Origin of the sequence: Campylobacter concisus (assembly GCF_015229965.1) — a bacterium.
Classification (GTDB): Bacteria; Campylobacterota; Campylobacteria; order Campylobacterales; family Campylobacteraceae; genus Campylobacter_A; species Campylobacter_A concisus_BD.
In genome coordinates, this window is the sequence record NZ_JAAKZB010000006.1 from 18,739 (window position 1) to 40,086 (window position 21,348).

A 21,348-nucleotide genomic window follows, 5' to 3' on the forward strand; every position below is an offset into this window, starting at 1 on the left:
TAAGTTAAATTTTACTTGATTTTAGCTACCATAAGCCACTATGATAATATACGGAAAACAGCTATTTTTACATATTTTGAACAAGCGCCCGCAGATCCTAGAAGAGATCTATCTCTCAAAAGAGTGTGATAAAAAACTCTTCTCAAAAATTTGCGGCACTGGCAAGAAGATCATCCGCGTGGATAATCAAAAAGCTCAGTCTATGGCGCATGGCGGCAACCATCAAGGCTTTTTAGCAAGCGTTAGTGAGTTTGAGTTTTCAAACATTAGCGAGCTAAAAAAGCTAAATTTCATCGCCGTGCTTTATGGCATAAGCGACGTCGGAAACATCGGAGCCATCGCTAGAAGTGCCTATGCTCTAGGCTGCGAAGGACTAGTTATTGTTACAAAAAGTGTAAATATGCAAGGCGTTTTAAGGTCAAGTAGCGGTGCTGCCTACGAGATACCAATAGCGATCTTTGAAGACGGACTTAGCCTGCTAAATGAGCTAAAACAGTGTGGTTTTAAGCTCTATGCGACGGCAAGCAACGGCAAAAATATAAAAGAGATGAAATTTGCTGGCAAAAGGGCTTTGGTGATGGGCTCAGAGGGCGAAGGCATACCGCAAAAAGCTCTAGCAAAGTGCGATGAGTGCGTCGGTATCAAGCTAAAAGACGGCTGGGACTCCCTAAATGTAAGTGCAGCTTTTGCGATAATTTGTGATAGGATGATAGATGAATGAACTAGAAAATTTAAAAGAGATAGGCATAAAGGAAATTTCGCGTAAAACGCACATTGAACCCACATTTTTACAATACATTTTTGACAAAAATTTTGAAAAATTATCACGCTTAAACATGAGAGGCTATGCCAAAATTTTACAGCGTGAGTACGGCGTCGATCTTAGCGAACTTCTTGCTGAATACGACGCATTTATGCAAGAAAACATGCCCGATGAGAGCAAAAAAACAAAAGTTAGCCCAAAAATTTCTTCTTACACACCTGAGGATGTCTCGATCCAAAGGCAAAGTAGCGGTGGCGGGGCTGGATTTTTCTTCTGGATCATCATTTTAGCTATCATCGCTGGCGGCGCTTACTACTTTGACGCTTACAAATACGTCCAAAATTTCATAGCAAGCTTAAATGAAGACAACACGAGCGTGAGCTACTCGCAATCAAGCATCGTAAATGAAGTGAAGAAAAGTATAATCGACACAAACGTAACGATCTCTCAAAACACTCCAAAGATCGATGCAAACGCTTCAAGCGTGAAAATTTCAGCTCCAGCTGAGCAAAACGTGACTGTAAGTCCTGCTAGCGTTGATCAAAATGCCCTAAAACCTAGCATGGCAGCCCAGCCAGCTCCAAAAGTAGAGCAAAACGTGACAAAACCGCTAAATGAGGCGATCATCACGCCAAAACAACGCGTTTGGATAGGCATCATCAACCTTGAAAATGGCCAAAAAACATCAAGCGATACAAGCAAAAGTGTCAATATAAATTTAGACCAAAGACAGCTAGTCGTTTGCGGAAATGGCAACATCGAGCTTAAGATCGGTGATAAAGTGACGAAGTATAACCCAAGTCGTCCAGCTAGATTTTTAGTAGAAAATGGCGATATGAAATTTTTAACTTATGACGAGTTTGTCGAGATGAATAAGGGCAAATCTTGGTAAAAAAACTAGCCATATTTCTTCTTTTTAGCGTTTTTTCATACGCTTTTGATCTAAATAGTAGCGCAAACGCACTAAGTAGCGGAAAAGATCTGCAAATTTCTTTAGAAAATTTAGACACTAACGGCTCGCTAAACGTTGGCGAGCTAGTCTCAAGGCTAAAGCAAAGCTCAAACTACGATGCACTCTCTTTTAGCTCAAATAGCTTAAATTTAAAATTTATAAGCACGCAAAAAGTCCACTCAGCACTATTTGTAAAATCGATAAATTTAGCTCTTGAAGATGCAAACATAAGCGTGGCAAGGGTAAATTCTCTAAAAAATGGCAATGAAATTTCTTATGGGATTTTAGCTCTAAAAAGTGGTGGCATAGATCCAAATTTGCTAAATTTCACGCTTAGTAAAAGTGGCTTTAAGATCATGGGATTTGATAGAGTTGATGGAAATTTAGCGCTTTATTTGGACGCTAAAAATATGAGCCTAAATGCCTCAAAAGTAAATTTTAACGAAGAGACCCCGCTTGTAAAAAGTGGCGGCGTCTATATCGTAGATGTAGCAGGTGCAAGCAGCCTAAATATCATCTCAAACGAGCCAAACAAATGGGTACCACTTGTTAGAATTTATGATAAAAACTTAAACCAAATCGATCTAAAAAGAGAAAACGAGATAAAAACTAACTACACCATAAATTTAGCTAACGACGCAAAATATGCGTTAATTAGCGACAATAACGACATAACTAATATTAAAAACGAGATAATTATCAAGCTTATAAAATAGGAGCAAACAGTGTTTGATGAGATAAGATTTAATACAATTGAGCGTTTGCCAAACTACGTTTTTGCCGAAGTAAATGCTATAAAAATGGCAGCACGCAGAGCTGGCGAGGACATCATTGACTTTTCTATGGGCAACCCAGAGGGCAGAACACCGCAACATATCGTCGATAAACTATGCGAAAGCGCACAAAAAGACAAGACTCACGGCTACTCAGCCAGCGCTGGAATTTACAAACTCCGCCTTGCCATTTGCAACTGGTATAAGAGAAAATATGGCGTAAATTTAGACCCAGAAACTGAAGCAGTTGCCACCATGGGTAGCAAAGAGGGCTTTGTGCATCTTGCTCAAGCCGTGATAAACCCAGGCGACGTGGCTATCGTGCCTGACCCTGCATATCCGATACACACGCAAGCGTTTTTATTTGCTGGCGGAAGTGTCGCAAAGATGCCACTTCACTACAACGATAAATTTGAGCTTGACGAGAATAAATTTTTTGAAAATTTAACCCAGACGATACACGCAAGCTCGCCAAGGCCAAAATATGTAGTTGTAAATTTCCCGCACAATCCAACGACCGTTACCGTGCAAAAGAGCTTTTACGAGCGCCTTGTAAGCGTTGCAAAGCAAGAGAGATTTTACATCATCTCAGATATCGCCTACGCAGATCTTACATTTGATGGCTACAAAACGCCAAGCATCTTTGAAGTAGATGGGGCAAAAGACGTTGCAGTCGAGTGCTACACTCTTTCAAAAAGCTACAACATGGCTGGCTGGAGAGTTGGCTTCATGTGCGGAAACAAAAGGCTTTGCGCGGCTCTTAAAAAGATAAAATCATGGGTTGATTACGGCATGTTTACGCCGATACAAGTATCAGCCACAGTAGCGCTTGACGGCGATCAAAGCTGCGTTGAAGAGATACGCCAAATTTATGAAAAAAGAAGAGATGTGATGATAGAGGCCTTCACTCAGGCTGGTTGGGAGCTTAAAAAGCCAAATGCCAGCATGTTTATCTGGGCGAAACTGCCACCAAAAGCTAGCCACTTAGGCAGCCTTGAGTTTTCAAAGCAGCTTCTTACAAAGGCATCAGTCGCCGTTAGCCCAGGCATTGGTTTTGGCGAGGGCGGAAACGACTATGTGCGCCTAGCTCTTATCGAAAATGAAAATAGGATAAGGCAAGCAGCAAGAAATGTAAAAAAATATTTGAAAGAATTTGAATGAATGTAGCGATATTAGGCGTTGGAACCGTTGGCGAGTCGGTCGCAAAAATTTTACTAAAAAACAAAAAGCTAATCGCAGCAAGATGTGGCGAGGAGATAGTGCCAGTCATCGGCGTGGTTAGAAATTTAAATAAAAAAAGAGATGCTGACATCCCTTTGACTGATGATATAAATAGCGTCATAAACCGCGATGATATCGACGTTTTTGTCGAGCTTATGGGCGGCGTTGAAGAGCCTTTTAGAGTTGTGAGCGAAATTTTAAAACGCAAAAAAGCGGTCGTCACCGCAAACAAGGCGCTTCTTGCCTATCATAGATATGCTTTGCAAAATTTAGCCAAAAACACGCCATTTGGCTTTGAAGCAAGCGTGGCTGGTGGCATACCGATCATTAGAGCTTTAAGAGAAGGGCTTAGCGCCAACCACATCTTAAGCATAAATGGCATACTAAATGGCACAAGCAACTACATCCTAACCTCGATGATGAATGAGGGCTCAAATTTTAAAGACGCACTTAAAAAGGCGCAGGAGCTTGGATATGCTGAGGCTGACCCTACCTTTGACGTGGGTGGCTTTGACACAGCTCACAAGCTTCTCATCCTAGCAAGCATCGCTTATGGCGTGCACGGCGATCCAGAGGATATCTTGATAGAAGGGATACAAGGCATCACTCCAGAAGATATATTTTTCGCAAAAGATTTTGAATACTCGATCAAGCTTCTAGCTATCGCCAAAAAAAGTGAGGGCAAGGTCGAACTACGCGTGCATCCAGCGCTTGTGCCACAAAACAAAATGATAGCAAAGGCAAGCGGCGTGACAAATGCGATCAGCGTCGTTGGCGAGGTCGTTGGCGAGACTATGTACTATGGCCCAGGAGCTGGCGGCGACGCAACAGCAAGTGCAGTCATCAGCGATCTCATCGATATCGCAAGAGATAGCAAGTCGCCGATGCTTGGATACAAAGCGCCATTTGAGCTAAACACCTTAGAGCTACTTGACCGCGACAGGATAAAGACGAAGTATTACTTTAGGCTAAAAGTCGAAGACAAAATGGGCGTGCTAGCAAAGATAACAAATTTGATGAGCGAAAACAACCTTTCAATCGACAGCTTGCTGCAAAAGCCAAAAGATGAGAGCGAGTATGCCGTGCTATTTTTCACGACACACACGAGCTTAGAGGCCGATGCGAAGCGAACGATAGAGCTTTTAAAAGAGCAAGAGTATATAAAAGAAGAGCCATTTATGATGAGGATCGAGGAGTAGCTTGGGGCTAAAAGAGTATCTCTTTGGTAAGAGCTCTGAAGATAGGGCTTGCGAGTTTTTGCGTGAGCTTGGTTTTGTCATTTTAGAGAGAAATTTTCACTCTAAATTTGGCGAGATCGACATCATCGCACTAAGTAGTGATAAAATTTTGCATTTTATTGAAGTAAAAGCAACTAGCGGAGAATACGAAGCGGAGTATAGGCTAAACAAGGCAAAATATATGAAAATTTTAAAAACAATAAATTTTTATATGATGAAAAATGAGCCAAACAGGGACTATCAGCTTGATCTGCTTGTTGTTAAAAATGAAAATTTTGAGCTGATAGAAAATATTAGTTTATAATAAAATTTATTATTTATCTAAAATTTAAATTTGATTTTGTATAATTGCCACATCTTAAAATAAGGAGAACAAATGGGAAAATACATCGAACTCACAAAAGAAAATTTTGATGTAACAAAAGAAGGCGTTGCTCTAGTAGATTTCTGGGCTCCATGGTGCGGACCTTGCCGTATGCTAGCTCCAGTGATCGAAGAGCTTGCTGAAGACTTCGAGGGCAGAGCGAAAATTTGCAAGGTAAATACTGATGAAGTGCAAGATCTTGCAGTTGAGTTTGGCATCAGATCGATCCCAACATTGCTATTTTTCAAAAATGGCGAGCTAGTTGAGCAAATGGTCGGTGCGCAGTCAAAACAAGCCCTAACTGACAAACTAAATTCGCTTCTTTAATGGGCGAAAAAAGAAGAGGAAGTCTGCTTCCTCTTACCTATATATTTGGTTCATTTTTTGGTGCAGCTATGATAGCGGCTGCATTTGCGTATAGCAACTATCGTTTTTCACAATATAAATTTGTTGATTTTGCGAAGCTAGTTTTTTACGAAAAAAGCGAAATTTTCACTCCAAAAGAGCCAAAATACACGCTTTTAATCTTCAGTTCAAATCAATCAAAATTAGACGAAATTTTACCAACCAAAAATGAAACAGTTGTGGCGATCGATATCTTTCAAAAAAGATATGAGTCAAACTCAACACTAAAATATATAAGCTCAGATATAAATACAGTCCTAGAGCTGATGCGAAATTTAAGCATCACGAAGCTTCCAAGTAGTGTTGAGATAGTTCATCAAAGGGGCGAAATTTACAAACAAAATTCGTCCATAAATGTTTTAGAATAAAGGAAATTTATGCTTGATTTAGCGATCATCGGAGGCGGTCCAGCAGGACTAAGCGCCGGACTTTACGCCACTAGAGGCGGACTAAAAAATGTTGTAATGTTTGAAAAAGGCGAGCCTGGCGGTCAGATCACCTCGAGCTCAGAGATAGAAAACTACCCAGGTCAAAAAGCCCCTGGCGAGAGCGGCTTTGACTTTATGAGCACTTGGTGGAAGCAGTGCAGTGCGTTTGGACTAGTTCACAAGTGGGCAAACGTCGTTGGCGTTAGAAAAAATGGTGACGGCAGCTTTGAAATTTTACTTGAAGGCGGCAAGAGCGAGCAGGCAAAAGCTGTCATCGTAGCGACTGGCTCAACCCCAAGACGTGCTGGCTTTAAAGGCGAGGACGAGTTCTTTGGCAAAGGCGTTAGCACATGCGCGACATGCGATGGCTTCTTTTACAAAAACAAAGAGGTAGCCGTTCTTGGTGGTGGCGACACAGCTGTTGAAGAGGCACTTTATCTAGCAAATATCTGCTCAAAAGTTTATCTTGTGCATAGACGTGACGAGTTTAGAGCAGCGCCAACAACCGTTGAAAAAGCTAGAAAAAATGAGAAGATCGAGTTTATAACAAGTGCGACTGTAAAAGAGGCGCTTGGCGATAAGATGGGTCTAACAAAGATCGTGCTTGATACCAAAAATGGCGAGCGCGTGCTTGATGTGCCAGGCATTTTCACATTTGTCGGACTAAATGTAAATAACGGAATTTTAAAAGATGAAAACGGCAAATTTATCTGCGAAATGGGTGATGGCGGACAGGTCAAGACAAATCTCAAGATGCAAACTAGCCTAAAAGGGCTCTTTGTAGCAGGCGACATCAGAGAGGATGCTCCAAAGCAAGTCATCGTAGCTGCAGGTGATGGCGCAGTGGCTGCACTTAGCGCTATGAGCTACATAGAAAGCTTACATTAATACTCAAATTTAGCCAAATTTTTTGGCTAAATTTCTTTTTCAAAATAAACCTTTTAGTCAAATTTATATTTAAAAAATGCTTGGTTTTTAGGCTAATCAGAACACTTTTTTCAAAAATTGCATTAATAAAATAACTCTAGGGTAGAACATAACCTCTTTTGCATAAAATAGACAAAAAGTGCGCTCTAATATAATTAATACCCATTTTTCTGCTCGCAGCAGTTACCACAATGATAATTTTTAATTAAATTCTAGCCTCAGACAGCTCTTTTTCAAAAGCCATTTCGTAATCTCTCTATAATAAATTTTATGTTAAATTTCAACCAAAAATCAAAGGATAAATTTTGGTAAAAATAGGACTTTACGGCGCTAGCGGCAAGATGGCTCAAAGTATCATCTCTTGTTTAAAAGATGAGAAAAATGCCATTTTAAGCGTCGCGTTTAGCCAAAAAAATGAGGTTGAAAATTTAAGTAGCGAACTTTTGACAAATGACTTTGCTAAATTTTTTGAAGAGTGCGACGTCATCATCGACTTTAGCCAAAAAGAGGCGACCGTAGCACTGCTAAACTATGCTAGGACCAACCCAAAACCACTAGTCATCGGCACGACTGGGCTAAACGACGATGAGAGAAACTTGCTTCATCTAGCATCAGGTGCTATGCCAATACTCTACGCAACAAACATGAGTCTAGGCGTAGCAGTGTTAAACCGCATAGCAAGGATAGCTTCGAAAGTTTTAAGAGAATTTGATATAGAGATCGTCGAGCAGCATCACAGATATAAAAAGGACGCTCCAAGTGGCACTGCGATGACTTTAGCAGGCTGTGTGGCAGAGGCAAGGGATCTAAATTTAAAAGATGTTTTAGTAACTGGACGAGCTGGCATGGTGGGCGCAAGAAGCAAGGATGAGATCGCAGTTATGGCGCTTCGTGGTGGCGACGTGGTCGGTCGTCACACGGTTGGCTTTTACAATGACGGCGAATTTATCGAGTTAAACCACACCGCAACTAGTAGAGCGACCTTTTCAAAAGGTGCGATCAAGGCTGCCATCTGGCTAAAAGATCAAAGCAGCGGTCTTTACTCAATAGATGATAGTTTGGGGCTTGATGATTAAATTTAGTCTTGATGACGCGCAGAGCTACAAGCTAGAATTTGGCGATAAATTCTACCTGCCAGAGCGCGAAAATCGCCAAAATTTAAGAGCTGGTGAGTTTTATTTGAGATTATGGAATTTAATTTTAGTGGATGTGGATTGTTATAAATGGTGCAAATAACGGCGAATGTGCTAGCCATTAGACAACAAACACTTATAAAAAGTGCTTAGCGTTGGCTATGAAATTTAACTACAAAGATGAAATTTAAAAAGATGAAAAGAGGATAAAAGATGTGTGCGATAGTAGGTATCATAAATTCTAAAGATGCGGCGAAAACGGCGTATTATGCGTTATTTTCTATGCAACACCGCGGTCAAGAGGCAAGTGGCATCAGCGTCTGTAACGACGGAGAAATTTCTACTCACAAGGGCAACGGCCTAGTCACTGATGTCTTTAATGAGGAGATCTTGAGCTCTCTAAAAGGCGACATGGCGATCGGTCACAACCGCTACGCGACAGCTGGCAAAAACTCAGGCCGTGACGCCCAGCCAATAGCTGCCAACTACGCCCTAGGTCAAATCTCGATCGTTCATAACGGAAATTTGGTCAATAAAGACGAGGTTAGAGACGAGCTCATCAAAGATGGCGCGATATTTCAGACAAATATGGACACCGAAAACATCATCCACCTCATCGCAAGAAACCACGACGAACACCTACAAGATCGCATCATCGCAGCACTTGACAAGATAAAAGGTGCTTACTGCTTGCTCGTGCAGTCACGCCACAAGACTTTTGCCATCAGAGACCGCTGGGGAGTTAGGCCGCTAAGCCTTGGCAGGCTAAAGGACGGCGGATATATCGTAGCTAGCGAGACTTGTGCGTTTGACCTTGTGGGAGCGACATTTATAAGAGATGTTAGACCTGGTGAGATGATAGTTTTTGAGCACGGCAAGAGCGAGTTTCAAAGCTTGCAAATCTTCGAGCCAGATCCTAGAATTTGCGCCTTTGAATACATCTACTTTGCGCGCCCAGATAGCGTCATAGAGGGCAAAAGCGTCTATGAAGTGAGAAAAAAGATGGGCGAGGTGCTAGCTAGAAAGAGCAAGGTAAAAGCTGACTTTGTCGTGCCTGTGCCAGATAGCGGCGTGCCAGCAGCGCTTGGATATGCAAACGAGAGCAAAATTCCATTTGAGCTAGCCATCACCAGAAATCACTATGTGGGCAGGACCTTTATCGAGCCAAGCCAAGAGATGAGAAATTTAAAGGTCAAGCTAAAACTAAACCCAATGTCAAGCGTGCTAGCTGGTAAAAGCATCGTAGTGATCGACGATAGCATCGTTCGTGGCACCACTTCTAAAAAGGTGGTCGATCTCTTAAGACACGCAGGAGCGAAAGAAATTCACTTCAGAGTTGCGTGCCCTGAGCTAAAGTATCCTGAGCGATACGGCATCGACACACCAAGCTTTGAGGAGCTAATAAGCGCCAAAAAAAGCGTCGAAGAGGTCAGAGAGTACATCGGAGCCGATAGCCTAGAGTTTTTAAGCATCGATGAGCTTAAAGAGAGCATCGGCAATGAGAGAAAATACTCGCTTGTAAGCTTTGATGGCGATTACTTCATAAAATGAGAAATTTAGTAGTTTTGCTGCTTGCAGCACTTTTTTTTGCAGGCTGCTCGCAAAAGACACCTAGTAAAAAAGATGAAATTTCTATTATGGTGAGCTACTTTGAGCTAAATGGCGAAAAGCAGCAGCTACTAATAAAAAGCATGCCAAATTTGGCTGATAAAAATGCCAGCGTGCCATTTTTTGGCATGGTAAATTTTCTTGATCAAAACAAAACGACAAGTGCTTATTCTCTCGTAAATGGCGTTATAAACGTCATAGAAGCAGATAGCTCCTCTATAAATTTAAACAAAGCTAGTGACGTTTTGGCTCTTAAAAAATCTAGCGAAATAAGGTTTTATGAGATAAGGCCTGATGTGGTTGAGAGTGTTAAATTTAGATCAACAAATGGCGTTTGTGGTGAGTTTTTGGCTCAAAAGCCAGTTTTTGTAAATGCGGCCACCAACTACTACTTAAGAGATGATAGCTTTTTTGCAAGTTTAATTGATGCAAAATTTGTTTATAAAAAGGGCGCAAAGATCCTAAAAAAGGAGTTTACTTACAACATATCTGAGCCTAAAATCCTAGAAGAAGCAAAAGAATTTACACAAAAATCAAACCAGCTTTTCTTAAACGATATGCAAAAGCTTGGCAGACTGCTTGACATACTCTGCACATTTTAGCAGGCACTTAGACACTAAATTTATATTTTTCACGAGCTAATAACCCTTTTAAAATTTATTTTAAGTACGGGGGGGGTAGTGCTTCAGTATGGAGCTTATTTGGCGGCGATAGAGAAAATACAAAATGAAAAATGGTGATAAAAAGTGGAATTCTGTTCTTTATGACTATCAACACATGAGATATATTTATAAAGATGCTTCTGCATGGTGGCTATTATACCTTATTGAGCGTCAATAAAAAGAAAAATCAATAAATTTTTAAAGACCAATAAAAGATATTGGTCTTTATTTTTAGCCACAAAGTAATATATAAAAAATATCCAAGGAGTTATTTTTATTATTATTTTTTGGCTTATTTAAAACCATAAGAAAAAAGCAAATAAATACCAATAATAGCAATGACAATATCTAGTCTAGTAATTGGTAATCCATATAGCCGAAGCAATGCATTTTCGTCTTCTTTTAGTTCTTCAAAAAGAAATGGTATGTTTCTAGCCATTCTATCTTTTTTTTGTTTTATAATAAATCGCAATCTATCAAGCATTTTTATACCTTTCTGGTTTCACAATAAAAACTATTGTAGCAAAAAGAAACATTTTTTATAATACATTTTATCCATCTGATCGTGCTACAAGGCAAAAAGTATATATGGATCTTTGACCATCTCAGAGAAGTTGCCTATCGCTACAAAATCAGCTTCCAGCTGAGATATTATCTCTTTAGGCACTAGAAGCTTATGGACTGAGTTGTGGCTAAACTCAAAAAATTCATCGTGGGTTTTTAGTTCGAGCATGTTAATCTAATGCGTGAATTATCACTATAAAAAAGGAAACAATAAAAAAATATATGCCAAAAAATATTGCCATATAATTTGCCGTAGGGTCGGTTGTCATCTCCAATAAAACCCCATCATACCATTGATATAGAGCAAATTTTGCAAGAAAATAAAAAATGATACCAACTAAAACTCCCTGATAAAACCTAACATCCCAATGCTCTATAATGCCATTGACATGATCTGGATACAGAGCGAAAAAGAAAGGTAATATAAAGAATAAATATGTGATAGTCGAAAGCTTTCTAAGAATTTTTTCGGCTCTTTCTTTTTCAGTGCCACCCAAATATTTATATCCCCAAAGTATAAGTGGCGCATATATCAAGCCTATATAGAAAATAGTAAGTAACAAAAAGAATTTAGTATTTGAGCCAAAAAAAACCAAATATAAAAATATCCCTACCCACAAGCAACTTAATTTTACAAATATACTTTCAAATATACTTACTTTATTGCCACGGGAATCCTCTTTGTCTTTTGCAAAAGTAACTGCTGTATATAAAAGTGCCACAAAGAAAAAAAATGGTGGTGGAATTAAAGACACATCAAGCATGTGATTACCAAATAGCCACGCGCAAAAAAATGCACCGATCCACGCCAGGACTATTTTCATGATTTTGCTTTGCATATAACCACTCCTCTTTTAAATTTTCTTAATTATATATTTAAATTTGGCTCAGATCAATACTTTTTTAAAATTATAAATGGCTCAATTAAACTTAAGCGGTTTTTCTCTTATTAATTTAATCGGGAACTGCTGACTTGTAAATTTAGTAAATTTCACCATTTCAAGTCAGCCACTTTAAATTTAAATCTAAATTTAGCCCCCTACTCTTTTAAATTTAGCGCTCGCCTCAAAAAGCCAGACGCCAAATTTATCCTAAAGCATCTCTATAAATGCCTCGAGTCTTGTCTTGATCTGCCCAGCGTCGCTCGTCGAAAAGTCCGTCTCAAGCGCCATATAAGGCGTATCTACGTCGTTGCACGCCCTTTTTATATTAGCAGTTTCTACGTTGTAGGTGTGACAGGCTTGCAGCACAACGTCGATCACGCCGTCCGCCTTGTACTCTTTTATCATCTCTTGCAGCACATTTTCTCTCTCTTTATTTGGCGACATGATCGAGCAAGGTATCGCCATGTAGCGTTTTGCTATGGCGCTCACTGGATCGTCATTTTCATCGACAAGGTTGCTAAAATTTTTAGTCCCAGTGCAGTTTTCGTAAGCTACCACGACGCCGCCTGCCTCCTCTATGGCTGGCACGATCTTATCATAGACCCCGCCACTTGGACAGCCTGTGATGATGATGCGCTTAGCATCCTTATGCACGGGTGAAATTTTATCTCTCACGCATCCTTTTAGCTTCTCAACGATGATCTCAAGGTCGCTTATCTGCTCATTTTTATCAAATATAAAGCCATTTCCATATAGCAGTGCGTGCAGCTCTTTGCCGTTCATCGGTGGTGGCGTTAGTTTCATGAAATTTTGAATTTCTCCCATTAGCTCGCGCTCTTTGTTAAATAACCTGATAGAGTTTCTAAGCTCCTCATCGCTTACGCTCACGCCAAATTTAGCCTCCAAGCGCTCCTTTAGCTCCCTGACCTCATCTTGCCAAATTTCTAAGCTCTTTTGGCTCTTGAAATGCGGCAAATGCATGACGTGCACATCTTTAAATTCGCCCATTAGCTCATACATCTTTTTCTTGCCGTCGCACGTCGTCTCGCCGATAACGATATCAGAGTTTCGCACAAATGGGCACTTGTTTGCCTTAGCAAAGCCATAGCTTGCTTTTATGAGCGGACAGAGGTTTTTAGGCAGGTACTTTTCGCCCTCAACGACCGCGTTATCGCCAGTCGCGCAGACACTCACGCTATAAGCGTTTGCCGCGTGGATGATCTCTCTTGGCGTATAGGTGCAAAAGATAGCAGCGATCTTTTGGCCACTATTTTTGACTGCTTTGACGTTTTGGGCTAAATTTTTCTTAGCGCCATCATAGGTAGCGAAAATTTCGCTCAAACTCATACTCTCATTTATCGCCATTTTCTCTCCTTAAATTTCTTATCCCTGCAAGGCTAGCGCCTATCGCACCGCAGTAGATCGCATCTTTGTGCGTGCTGACTTTAGCTTGCAAGCACACTTCTAAATTTTCTCTCACATACTCACTCTTACTAAAGCCGCCGCTTAGAAAATAGCTCGTATTTGCCTGTTTTTTGACCAAATTTGAAATTTTATTTATAGCTGAGATGATCACCGCTTTTGCGATATTTTCTCGTGAGACGTTTTGAGCGATGAGGCTTATGATCTCAGACTCCGCAAAGACCGTGCACATCGAGCTTATGGATATATCTTTGTCGCTATTTTTAGCAAGGCGTGTAAGCTCATCAAACCTAACTCCAAGGCGGTTTGACATCACTTCAAGAAATTTACCAGTGCCGGCTGAGCATTTATCATTCATCGTAAAGTCCGTCACCGAGCCATTTTCAAGCTTGATAGCCTTCGTATCTTGTCCGCCCACGTCGATAACTGTGCAGTCGCTTTTGCAAAAGTAGTGCGCCCCAAGCGCGTGACAGGTGATCTCTGTAAGGGTTTTATCAGCGTATGGCACCGAGACTCTGCCATAGCCTGTCGCTGTAAAATATAGCTCGCCAAGGCCTAAAGCTAAAACTCGCTCTTTTATAAGCATAGCCGTATCTGCGCTGCTCCAGCCAGTTGGGAGTAAAAATAGCTCCTTTATCTCGCCGCTATTTGCCTCTATGATCGCGACTTTTGCAGAAGTTGAGCCTATATCAATACCGATTGAGTGCATTTTGTATCCAAAAAAGGTCTTTCTAAAACTTAGAACTGGCGTGATTTTACTCACTTTAAGACAAATTTGTCAATAAATAAGACCCAAAATTTATAGCCTTTTCACCTTTTAAAATTTATAATTTACCCACACTTTACAAAGGGGATGAAATTTGAAAAATTTGACAAACGAGCAGAGATTTTTCTCAAATGCCGACCTTGCAAGGCTCTTTTTCCCTATCGCCGTAGAGCAGTTTTTAGAGTATAGCCTAGGCCTTGCAAACTCGCTAATGGCAGCAAGCGTTAGCGAAAGTGCGGTGAGTGCGGTAAGCCTTGTGGAGTTTGTCATGGCGCTATTTATTAGCATATTTACCGCCATAGCCACTGGTGGCTCGGTGGTAGCTAGCCAGTATCTAGGCAGCAAACAAAGTGGCAACGCCAGAAATACCGCCGATCAGCTAGTTTGGTTTAGCCTAATTTTTGCAATATTTATAGCCCTTGCCATCATCATTTTAAAAGACCTCATCTTAGACAAAGTCTTTGGCGATATCGGCGAACAAGTGAGGCATGATGCTAGCCACTATCTCGTTTTCTCCGCCATTTCAGCGCCATTTTTAGCCCTCTATGCAGCAGCTGCGGCGATCTTTCGCACGATGTCAAACGCAAAGCTACCTATGTATATCATGGCGGCTGCAAATTTACTAAATGTGCTGCTAACTGCCATTAGCATCTACACATTTCACACAGGGGTGCTTGGCATCGCCATTAGCACGCTCATAGCAAGAGCGATCGCTTGCTTTGTCATCGTCTATCTGCTACTTGATATCAAGCTAAAACTTCACATAAGAAAGAGCCTTGTCTATAAATTTGACTACGAGATCATCAAGAAAATTTTAAATATTGGCGTGCCTTATGGCTTTGAAAATTCGATGTTTTACGTGGGTCGCATCATCGTTTTGAGCCTTGTTTCGCTCTTTGGCACGGCAAGCATCGCTGCAAATGCCGTAGGCGGGACGATCGTGATGTTTCAGGTGCTCCCTGGCATGGCGATAGGCACAGGCCTAAGCGTCGTCGTGGCTAGATGTATCGGCGCAAATGACTTCAATCAGGCTAAATTTTACGTAAGAAAATCAATGCTAAGCATCTACATCGTGCAGCTTTTTAGCACGGTTGCCGTGTTACTGCTTCTTGAGCCACTACTTCGCGTTTATAATCTCTCAAGCGAGGCCATAAATTTAACAAGGCAGATCGTCTGGTATCACGGCATCGCGATGTGCCTTATCTGGCCGCTTGCCTACACCTATCCGACCGTTTTTCGTGCTGCTGGGGACGCAAAATACCCAATGATAGTAAATTTAGCCTGCATGTTTGCCTGCAGGATCGTGCTAGCTTATATCTTTGCGCTTACATTTGATCTTGGCATGATAGGCACTTGGTTTGCGATGTTTGCCGACTGGGCAGTAAAGGCGGTGCTCTTTGTGCGCAGATATGCAAATGGCACGTGGATGAAATTTCGAGCCATTTAAAAAAAAGTAGTAATATACAAACGATTTTGTCACAAAGGATAAAGATGAAAAATGTTTTAAAATTTAGTGCAGCTCTAGTGATCGCAGCGCTTTTTGCAGGGTGTGCAAGTGAAAGCTCAAGAGTGGTAGAAACTCCAAAAGTAGCAAGCTACGGCTCAGTTTATAACGGCAAAAAGGTCTCAGTTTCTATTGGCCGCTTTAATAACCAATCAGCCTATCAAAATGGCGCCTTTAGCGACGGCGAAGATAGACTTGGCAACCAAGCTCAAAGCATCCTAATTACAAATTTACAGCAAAGCGGTAGATTTTCGGTGCTTGAGAGATCAAATATGTCAGTCCTCAAACAAGAGAGCGAGCTAAGCAAAGAGGCTCAAAATTTAAAAGGCTCAAGATATGTGATAACTGGCGATGTGACTGAGTTTGGCCGCAAGACAACAGGCGATCACCAGCTATTTGGCATACTTGGCAAAGGCAAAAAGCAAACCGCCTACTCAAAGGTAAATTTAAACGTTGTCGATACCAAAACGGCTGAGGTTGTATATTCTGTTAGCGGCGCTGGCGAATACACCCTTTCAAACAGAGAGATCATCGGCTTTGGCGGCACCGCAGGATACGACTCTACGCTAAATGGCAAGGTGCTAAGCCTAGCGATAGTTGAAGCGGTAAATAACCTAGTAAATGGCATAGAAAGCGGAGCATGGCAAGTAAAATAGGGCTTGCCTGCCTTGGCGCTCTTGCACTTGTGCTAGCAGGGTGCAGCAACGCAAGTGGCCCAAGGTCGCTTTACTACTGGGACGGCACATATAGCAGCTCGCTATATAGCTATCTAAACGAAGATGGCGACGCAACCGAGCAAATTTCACGCTTAGAAAATTTAGTGCAAAACTCAACCCAAAGGGGCTACAAGGTTGCGCCAGGGCTATACGCACACCTTGGACTTTTATACTTAAGTAACGGAAATTTAGGCGCTGCAAATGCAAATTTTGACAAAGAGGTGCAAAATTTCCCAGAGTCAAAAGAATTTATAAATTTCATCAAAGGCTCTAAAAATTTAACCCCAAAAAAGCAGAGCAAAAAAGAGGGAGCAAAAAATGAAAAATAGCCTGAAATTTATAGCTGTGACGCTTCTTGCGCTGTTTTTTGCGGGTTGTTCTTTCAAAGAGCCTGAGCCATACGACTACTCAGCCTTTTTGCAAAAAAAGCCACGCTCCATCCTAGTGCTCATGCCAACAAACGATAGCACCGAAGTAAGCGGCTCAGCAGCCGTTCTAGCTAACTCAGTAGCCCCACTTAGCGAGGCTGGATACTATGTATTTCCAGTGGCTCTTGTAAATGATACATTTAAGCAAAATGGCATAACCGAGCCAAGCGAGATCGCAGCCGTGCCACTAAATAAGCTTGATAAAATTTTTCATGCCGATAGTGTGATTTACATAAACATAAAAGACTACGGCACGAGCTACGTCGTGGTCTCAAGTTCTACAAAGGTAGTGCTTGAAGCAAAGCTAGTCGATATAAAAAGTGGCGCGACGCTCTGGCAGGGCGAGGCAGAAGCCGCAGAGGATAGCGGCAGCGGGCAAAACAGCCTACTTGGTATGCTAGTCTCAGCCGTCATCACGCAGGTGGCAAACACCATCTCAGATAGATCATACGACCTAGCAGTAAGGGCTGATGCCTACCTCTTTTCTAGAAACTGCCACGATTGCATACTTTATGGGCCGTACTCGCCTTACTACGGCAAAGACACCCAGCTACATAAAGATAGATAAATTTAATGTCCAGCCATCAACTTGGAGTGCTTCTTACGCTAGTTGGTGGCGTTCTTTGGGGATTTAGCGGAGTTTGCGGGCAGTATCTCTTCTCGCAAGGCATTAGCGCTGATTTTCTAGTGCCTTATAGACTCTTGCTAGCTGGTGCTTTTATCGTGCTCTACTACGCCTTTAAGGCTCCAAAAGCCGTTTTTGCGCCAGTTACTGACGTAAAACTGATGGCTGAGCTTCTCACATACGCCCTGCTTGGGCTCATGATGACGCAGTATGCTTACTTTTACTCGATCGAGCTCTCAAACGCCGCAGTTGCAACAGTTATTCAATACACTGCCCCAGTTCTCATCCTAGCCATCATCTGCCTAAAAGAGAGGCGAGCGCCAAGACCGCTTGAAATTTTGGCTCTGCTATGCGCGATGCTTGGCGTCTTTTTTCTTGCTACTCATGCGCAAATTTCAGCCCTTGTCATCTCACCAAAAGCGCTATTTTGGTGCTTAGTAAGCGCTGTTTGCGTCTGCGTTTATAACCTAGCTCCCGCAAGGCTAAATGCCAAATACTCAGTCACGCTCACGCTTGGCTGGGGCATGGTTATAGGTGGCGTGGTGCTTTGCCTTTATATGAGAGTGTGGGAGTTTGCAGGGCTTAGTGGCACGGCGCAGTGGCTGGCATTTCTCGCCGTCATCACGCTTGGCACGATATTTGCATTTAGCTTTTATATGACTGGAGTTAAGCTCATAGGCGCCTCAAAGGCCAGCATGATAGCCTGCATAGAGCCACTAAGTGCCGCGTTTTTTGGCTACTTTTGGCTTGGGACGAAGTTCGTCTTTTGGGACTTTTTAGGCTTTGCTCTCATCATATCATGCATATTTTTACTTTCAAAGAAGAGAGATGATATACCTAGCGCAAACTGACACGACGGCCGGCTTTTTAAGCAAGGACTACAAGGAGATAAATCACGTCAAAATGCGAAGTGAGGGCAAACCCTGCCTTATCACGACGGCTAAATTTAGCGTTTTACGTGAGCTTGCTAGAGCGCCAAAAAAGTATAAAAATTTCATCCGCCGCTCAAGAAAGACGACATTTTTATATCCAAATTTAAAGGCGATCAGGGTCGTAAAAGAGTGCGAACATGAGAAATTTTTAAGCAAATTTGACTGGCTTTACTCAAGTAGCGCAAACAAAAATGGCATGAAATTTGACGAAGTTTGGGCTAGAAGCGTGGCTGATGAAGTTGTTGATGAACGATTTTTTGAAGATACGCCATCAAAAATTTATAAAATTTCAAAGTCAAAACTAAAAAAGATCCGTTAGTTAAATTTGCTCCCTGCACTTTTTAAATTTAGGTAGTTTTTGTTGTTGTTTGAGGTGATAAATTTGCTAAATTTCACAGCCTGCAAGAGCAGTTTTAAAAGCTAGTTTTTTAGACAAGGTCTAAATTTAATCTACTAATTAGATAAATTTACAAATGTCCAAACTAAATTTAGCCCTTCACTTGCTATGAACCTCGCTCCAGACTATATTTTTTGAAATTTAAAGCCTGCCAGATGCTTTAGCCAAGCACTGGCTGATATAAATTTTCGCCAATATCTAAAGTTGCCAACTAAGACCAAATTTAAGTCATTCAGGCTCCGCCAACTCGCATAAATTGACAAATTTAGAGCAAGAAAGGACTAAATTTCATTAAATTTAGCTCATTTGTGCGGATAAAGTAGCCATTCGACGCAATACCACTACAACCACGCAAGCAAATTTAGTCAAGCCACAAATTTAAAATTTTAGCCACTATCAAAATTTGGATGCAGAGATAGTCAAATAAGTAAATTCATCAGCTCTCAAAACCTAAATTTAGCCATTTTGCAAATTTAAATAAGCAAATTCACTAACCACAGCTAGTTACTTTTTCACGGGCAAAATAGTCTTTGTAAAACGCAAACTACTCTATAAATTTCTCGTGACGGCATCAGATCAGACAAATTTACTTATCAAGCATAAATTTACAAATTTGAAGCGCCAGAACCCAAAAAACCAAAAATATTCTTTATAAATTTATGGCAGTCAAAACCAAAATTTGACTAAATTTAGCCAGCACCATTTGGCACAAACAGATAAATTTACAAACTAGATTATTAAATTTGGTTTTTGGATTAAATTTCACTTGCTAGCCCTTTGGCTGGCACCAAAGGGATTTTGCTAGCAAATTTGGATTATAGTTTTGCTTTTCTTTTGCGCTCTGTTGGGTCTAAATAGCGCTTGCGAACGCGGATATTTATAGGTGTAACCTCAACTAGCTCGTCATCTTCTATCCACTCTAGCGCGCGCTCAAGGCTTAGCTTTCTAGGTGGCACAAGCTTGATCGCATCGTCGCTACCGCTTGCACGCACATTTGTTAGGTTTTTGCCTTTGATAGGATTTACGTCAAGGTCGTTTGGACGGCTGTGCTCGCCGATGATCATGCCCACATAGACTTTTGCTTGCGGATCAAGGAATAGCACGCCACGATCTTGCAAGTTAAATAACGAATAAGCAAGCGTTACGCCGTTTTCCATAGAAACTAGTGCGCCGTTTGTTCTGTGCTCGACGGTGCCGCTAAGCGGTCTAAACTCCAAAAAGCTGTGGTTCATAACGCCCTCGCCTTTTGTATCAGTCAAAAACTGGCTTCTAAAGCCTATAAGGCCGCGCGCTGGGATCTCAAATTCTATCCTTGTTTGTCCGTCGCCTGTTGGGTTCATAGAGACCATTTCAGCCTTTCTTTTGCCAAGTTTTTCGATGACTGTGCCTGTCGTATCATCAGGCGCGTCGATAACCAAAAGCTCGTATGGCTCGCATTTTACGCCATTTATCTCTTTTACGATGACCTCAGGTCTGCCAAGTAAAAACTCATAGCCCTCACGGCGCATATTTTCAGCCAAGATGGTGATCTGAAGCTCGCCACGGCCGCTTACTTTAAATTTGCCCTCGCCGATGTTTTCATACTTCATTGCGATATTTGTCTTCATCTCGTTTGCAAGGCGCTCATCGATCTTATTTGATGTGACGTGTTTGCCCTCAGTGCCTGCTAGTGGGCCGTCATTTACAGAAAATACAACGCTAAGTGTTGGCTCTTCGATATGGAGCGGATCAAGCGGATGAGGGTTGTTTGGATCAACGACGCTATCGCCAACGTCAAGCGCGTCAAAGCCAGCGATCGCTACGATGTCGCCAGTGCCAGCCTCGTTTATATCGATCCTATCAAGTCCCATAAAGCCGATGAGTTTTGAAATTCTACCAGTTGTCTTCGTGCCATCAGCTTTTGCAAGCATGACGTTTTGGTTTTTAGCTATCTTGCCGTTAAAAATCCTCGCGATACCGATCTTGCCGACGTAGTTGTCATAATCAAGCGTGAAAACTTGAAGCTGAAGTGGGTTCTCGTCGCTACCGCTTGGAGCTGGTACGTGAGCTAGGATAGTCTCAAAAAGTGGCTGCATATCTTTGTTTTCATCGCTTAGTTTTAGCTTTGCATAGCCATTTTTAGCAGCTGCGTAAACTACTGGAAATTCTAGCTGCTCGTCATTTGCGTCAAGTGCGACAAAAAGGTCAAAAATTTCATTTATAACGCGGTCTGGATCGCCTGCAGGCTTATCTATCTTATTTACGACGACGATTGGGCGAAGTCCAAGTGAGAGCGCCTTTTTGACGACAAATTTAGTTTGTGGCATAACGCCTTCTTGCGCATCGACAAGTAGTAAAACGCCATCAACCATCTTAAGAACACGCTCTACCTCGCCACCAAAGTCGGCGTGGCCTGGGGTGTCGATGATATTGATCTTTGTATCTTTGTAGCGAATGGCGGTATTTTTAGAAAGGATCGTGATGCCACGCTCTCTTTCGATATCGTTGCTATCCATTACACGCTCGCCAAGGTTTTGATGCTCGTTAAATGTTCCTGACTGCTTCAAAAGCTCATCAACCATTGTTGTCTTACCGTGGTCGACGTGCGCGATAACGGCTATATTTCGTATCTTTTCCAAATGTTTTCCTTGAATTTA

At 41.7% G+C, this 21,348-nt stretch carries 25 protein-coding genes; 19 read left to right on the plus strand and 6 right to left on the minus strand.

Annotation, left to right across the window (positions count from 1 at the left end; all coding sequences use genetic code 11):
- Positions 1–40 precede the first annotated feature (40 nt).
- The 13 genes from rlmB (at position 41) to G6W43_RS03935 (ending at position 10,414) form a co-directional block, all read left to right on the plus strand.
- Positions 41–721, plus strand: coding sequence for a 23S rRNA (guanosine(2251)-2'-O)-methyltransferase RlmB (rlmB, locus tag G6W43_RS03875; protein ID WP_194169207.1), 681 nt, complete (start codon positions 41–43; stop codon positions 719–721).
- Entirely contained in the window at positions 714–1,655 is a 942-nt protein-coding gene (locus tag G6W43_RS03880; protein ID WP_103646061.1) for a phosphatidylglycerophosphate synthase, read from the plus strand. Before rlmB ends, G6W43_RS03880 begins: the two co-directional genes overlap by 8 nt.
- Positions 1,649–2,431, plus strand: coding sequence for a hypothetical protein (locus G6W43_RS03885; protein WP_194169208.1), 783 nt, complete (start codon positions 1,649–1,651; stop codon positions 2,429–2,431). The genes G6W43_RS03880 and G6W43_RS03885 overlap by 7 nt, the downstream gene beginning before the upstream one ends.
- A gap of 9 nt (positions 2,432–2,440) precedes the next feature.
- On the plus strand, positions 2,441–3,649 hold the full coding sequence (locus G6W43_RS03890) for an LL-diaminopimelate aminotransferase (RefSeq protein WP_194169209.1): 1,209 nt from the start codon (positions 2,441–2,443) through the stop codon (positions 3,647–3,649).
- Entirely contained in the window at positions 3,646–4,908 is a 1,263-nt protein-coding gene (locus G6W43_RS03895) for a homoserine dehydrogenase (RefSeq protein WP_103650041.1), read from the plus strand. The genes G6W43_RS03890 and G6W43_RS03895 overlap by 4 nt, the downstream gene beginning before the upstream one ends.
- Position 4,909: 1 nt before the next feature.
- Positions 4,910–5,251 carry a YraN family protein gene (locus G6W43_RS03900; protein WP_103570516.1) on the plus strand — a complete coding sequence of 114 codons (342 nt, stop codon included), beginning with the start codon at positions 4,910–4,912 and terminating at the stop codon, positions 5,249–5,251.
- Positions 5,252–5,323: 72 nt separating this feature from the next.
- Positions 5,324–5,638, plus strand: a complete 315-nt coding sequence (gene trxA, locus G6W43_RS03905; protein WP_087586842.1) for a thioredoxin — start codon at positions 5,324–5,326, stop codon at positions 5,636–5,638.
- Entirely contained in the window at positions 5,638–6,084 is a 447-nt protein-coding gene (locus tag G6W43_RS03910; protein WP_021083954.1) for a hypothetical protein, read from the plus strand. Before trxA ends, G6W43_RS03910 begins: the two co-directional genes overlap by 1 nt.
- Before the next feature lie 9 nt (positions 6,085–6,093).
- Positions 6,094–7,032, plus strand: coding sequence for an NAD(P)/FAD-dependent oxidoreductase (locus tag G6W43_RS03915; RefSeq protein WP_194169210.1), 939 nt, complete (start codon positions 6,094–6,096; stop codon positions 7,030–7,032).
- Between the two features lie 344 nt (positions 7,033–7,376).
- Positions 7,377–8,147 (plus strand): 4-hydroxy-tetrahydrodipicolinate reductase, encoded by a 771-nt coding sequence (gene dapB / locus G6W43_RS03920; RefSeq protein WP_194169211.1) that lies wholly within the window; start codon positions 7,377–7,379, stop codon positions 8,145–8,147.
- Positions 8,140–8,307 (plus strand): hypothetical protein, encoded by a 168-nt coding sequence (locus G6W43_RS03925; protein ID WP_187422429.1) that lies wholly within the window; start codon positions 8,140–8,142, stop codon positions 8,305–8,307. Before dapB ends, G6W43_RS03925 begins: the two co-directional genes overlap by 8 nt.
- 110 nt (positions 8,308–8,417) lie before the next feature.
- A complete protein-coding gene (purF, locus tag G6W43_RS03930; protein ID WP_012001049.1) occupies positions 8,418–9,755 on the plus strand; it encodes an amidophosphoribosyltransferase in 1,338 nt (445 codons plus the stop codon).
- A complete protein-coding gene (locus G6W43_RS03935; RefSeq protein ID WP_194169212.1) occupies positions 9,752–10,414 on the plus strand; it encodes a hypothetical protein in 663 nt (220 codons plus the stop codon). The genes purF and G6W43_RS03935 overlap by 4 nt, the downstream gene beginning before the upstream one ends.
- 352 nt (positions 10,415–10,766) lie before the next feature.
- On the opposite strand, the gene G6W43_RS03940 is transcribed toward G6W43_RS03935, so the two are convergent.
- From G6W43_RS03940 to G6W43_RS03960, 5 genes are all read right to left on the minus strand, one after another.
- Complete coding sequence (locus G6W43_RS03940) at positions 10,767–10,958, minus strand: hypothetical protein (RefSeq protein WP_148824163.1); 192 nt, start codon at positions 10,956–10,958, stop codon at positions 10,767–10,769.
- 84 nt (positions 10,959–11,042) lie between these two features.
- Entirely contained in the window at positions 11,043–11,207 is a 165-nt protein-coding gene (locus G6W43_RS03945; RefSeq protein ID WP_194169213.1) for a hypothetical protein, read from the minus strand.
- Position 11,208: 1 nt separating this feature from the next.
- Entirely contained in the window at positions 11,209–11,877 is a 669-nt protein-coding gene (locus G6W43_RS03950) for a hypothetical protein (protein ID WP_194169214.1), read from the minus strand.
- Positions 11,878–12,129: 252 nt separating this feature from the next.
- Complete coding sequence (locus tag G6W43_RS03955) at positions 12,130–13,287, minus strand: double-cubane-cluster-containing anaerobic reductase (RefSeq protein WP_194169215.1); 1,158 nt, start codon at positions 13,285–13,287, stop codon at positions 12,130–12,132.
- Complete coding sequence (locus G6W43_RS03960; protein ID WP_194169216.1) at positions 13,274–14,053, minus strand: acyl-CoA dehydratase activase; 780 nt, start codon at positions 14,051–14,053, stop codon at positions 13,274–13,276. The genes G6W43_RS03955 and G6W43_RS03960 overlap by 14 nt, the downstream gene beginning before the upstream one ends.
- A 151-nt stretch (positions 14,054–14,204) precedes the next feature.
- Here G6W43_RS03960 and G6W43_RS03965 point away from each other — a divergent pair, with 151 nt between their 5' ends.
- Genes G6W43_RS03965 through G6W43_RS03990 form a run of 6 tightly spaced genes read left to right on the plus strand, consistent with a single transcriptional unit; the run spans position 14,205 to position 18,634 of the window.
- Positions 14,205–15,557, plus strand: a complete 1,353-nt coding sequence (locus G6W43_RS03965) for an MATE family efflux transporter (protein ID WP_194169217.1) — start codon at positions 14,205–14,207, stop codon at positions 15,555–15,557.
- A 44-nt stretch (positions 15,558–15,601) separates the two neighbouring features.
- Positions 15,602–16,270 carry a CsgG/HfaB family protein gene (locus tag G6W43_RS03970; protein ID WP_103586454.1) on the plus strand — a complete coding sequence of 223 codons (669 nt, stop codon included), beginning with the start codon at positions 15,602–15,604 and terminating at the stop codon, positions 16,268–16,270.
- Entirely contained in the window at positions 16,255–16,659 is a 405-nt protein-coding gene (locus G6W43_RS03975) for a DUF4810 domain-containing protein (protein ID WP_103617331.1), read from the plus strand. The genes G6W43_RS03970 and G6W43_RS03975 overlap by 16 nt, the downstream gene beginning before the upstream one ends.
- A complete protein-coding gene (locus G6W43_RS03980; protein ID WP_194169218.1) occupies positions 16,649–17,326 on the plus strand; it encodes a DUF799 domain-containing protein in 678 nt (225 codons plus the stop codon). The genes G6W43_RS03975 and G6W43_RS03980 overlap by 11 nt, the downstream gene beginning before the upstream one ends.
- Positions 17,327–17,331: 5 nt before the next feature.
- Entirely contained in the window at positions 17,332–18,234 is a 903-nt protein-coding gene (locus G6W43_RS03985; RefSeq protein WP_149712424.1) for a DMT family transporter, read from the plus strand.
- Positions 18,212–18,634 (plus strand): Sua5 YciO YrdC YwlC family protein, encoded by a 423-nt coding sequence (locus G6W43_RS03990; protein ID WP_149702094.1) that lies wholly within the window; start codon positions 18,212–18,214, stop codon positions 18,632–18,634. Before G6W43_RS03985 ends, G6W43_RS03990 begins: the two co-directional genes overlap by 23 nt.
- 893 nt (positions 18,635–19,527) lie before the next feature.
- On the opposite strand, the gene typA is transcribed toward G6W43_RS03990, so the two are convergent.
- Positions 19,528–21,330: a translational GTPase TypA gene (gene typA, locus G6W43_RS03995; RefSeq protein ID WP_004317297.1), complete on the minus strand. Its 1,803-nt coding sequence runs from the start codon at positions 21,328–21,330 to the stop codon at positions 19,528–19,530.
- Positions 21,331–21,348 lie beyond the last annotated feature (18 nt).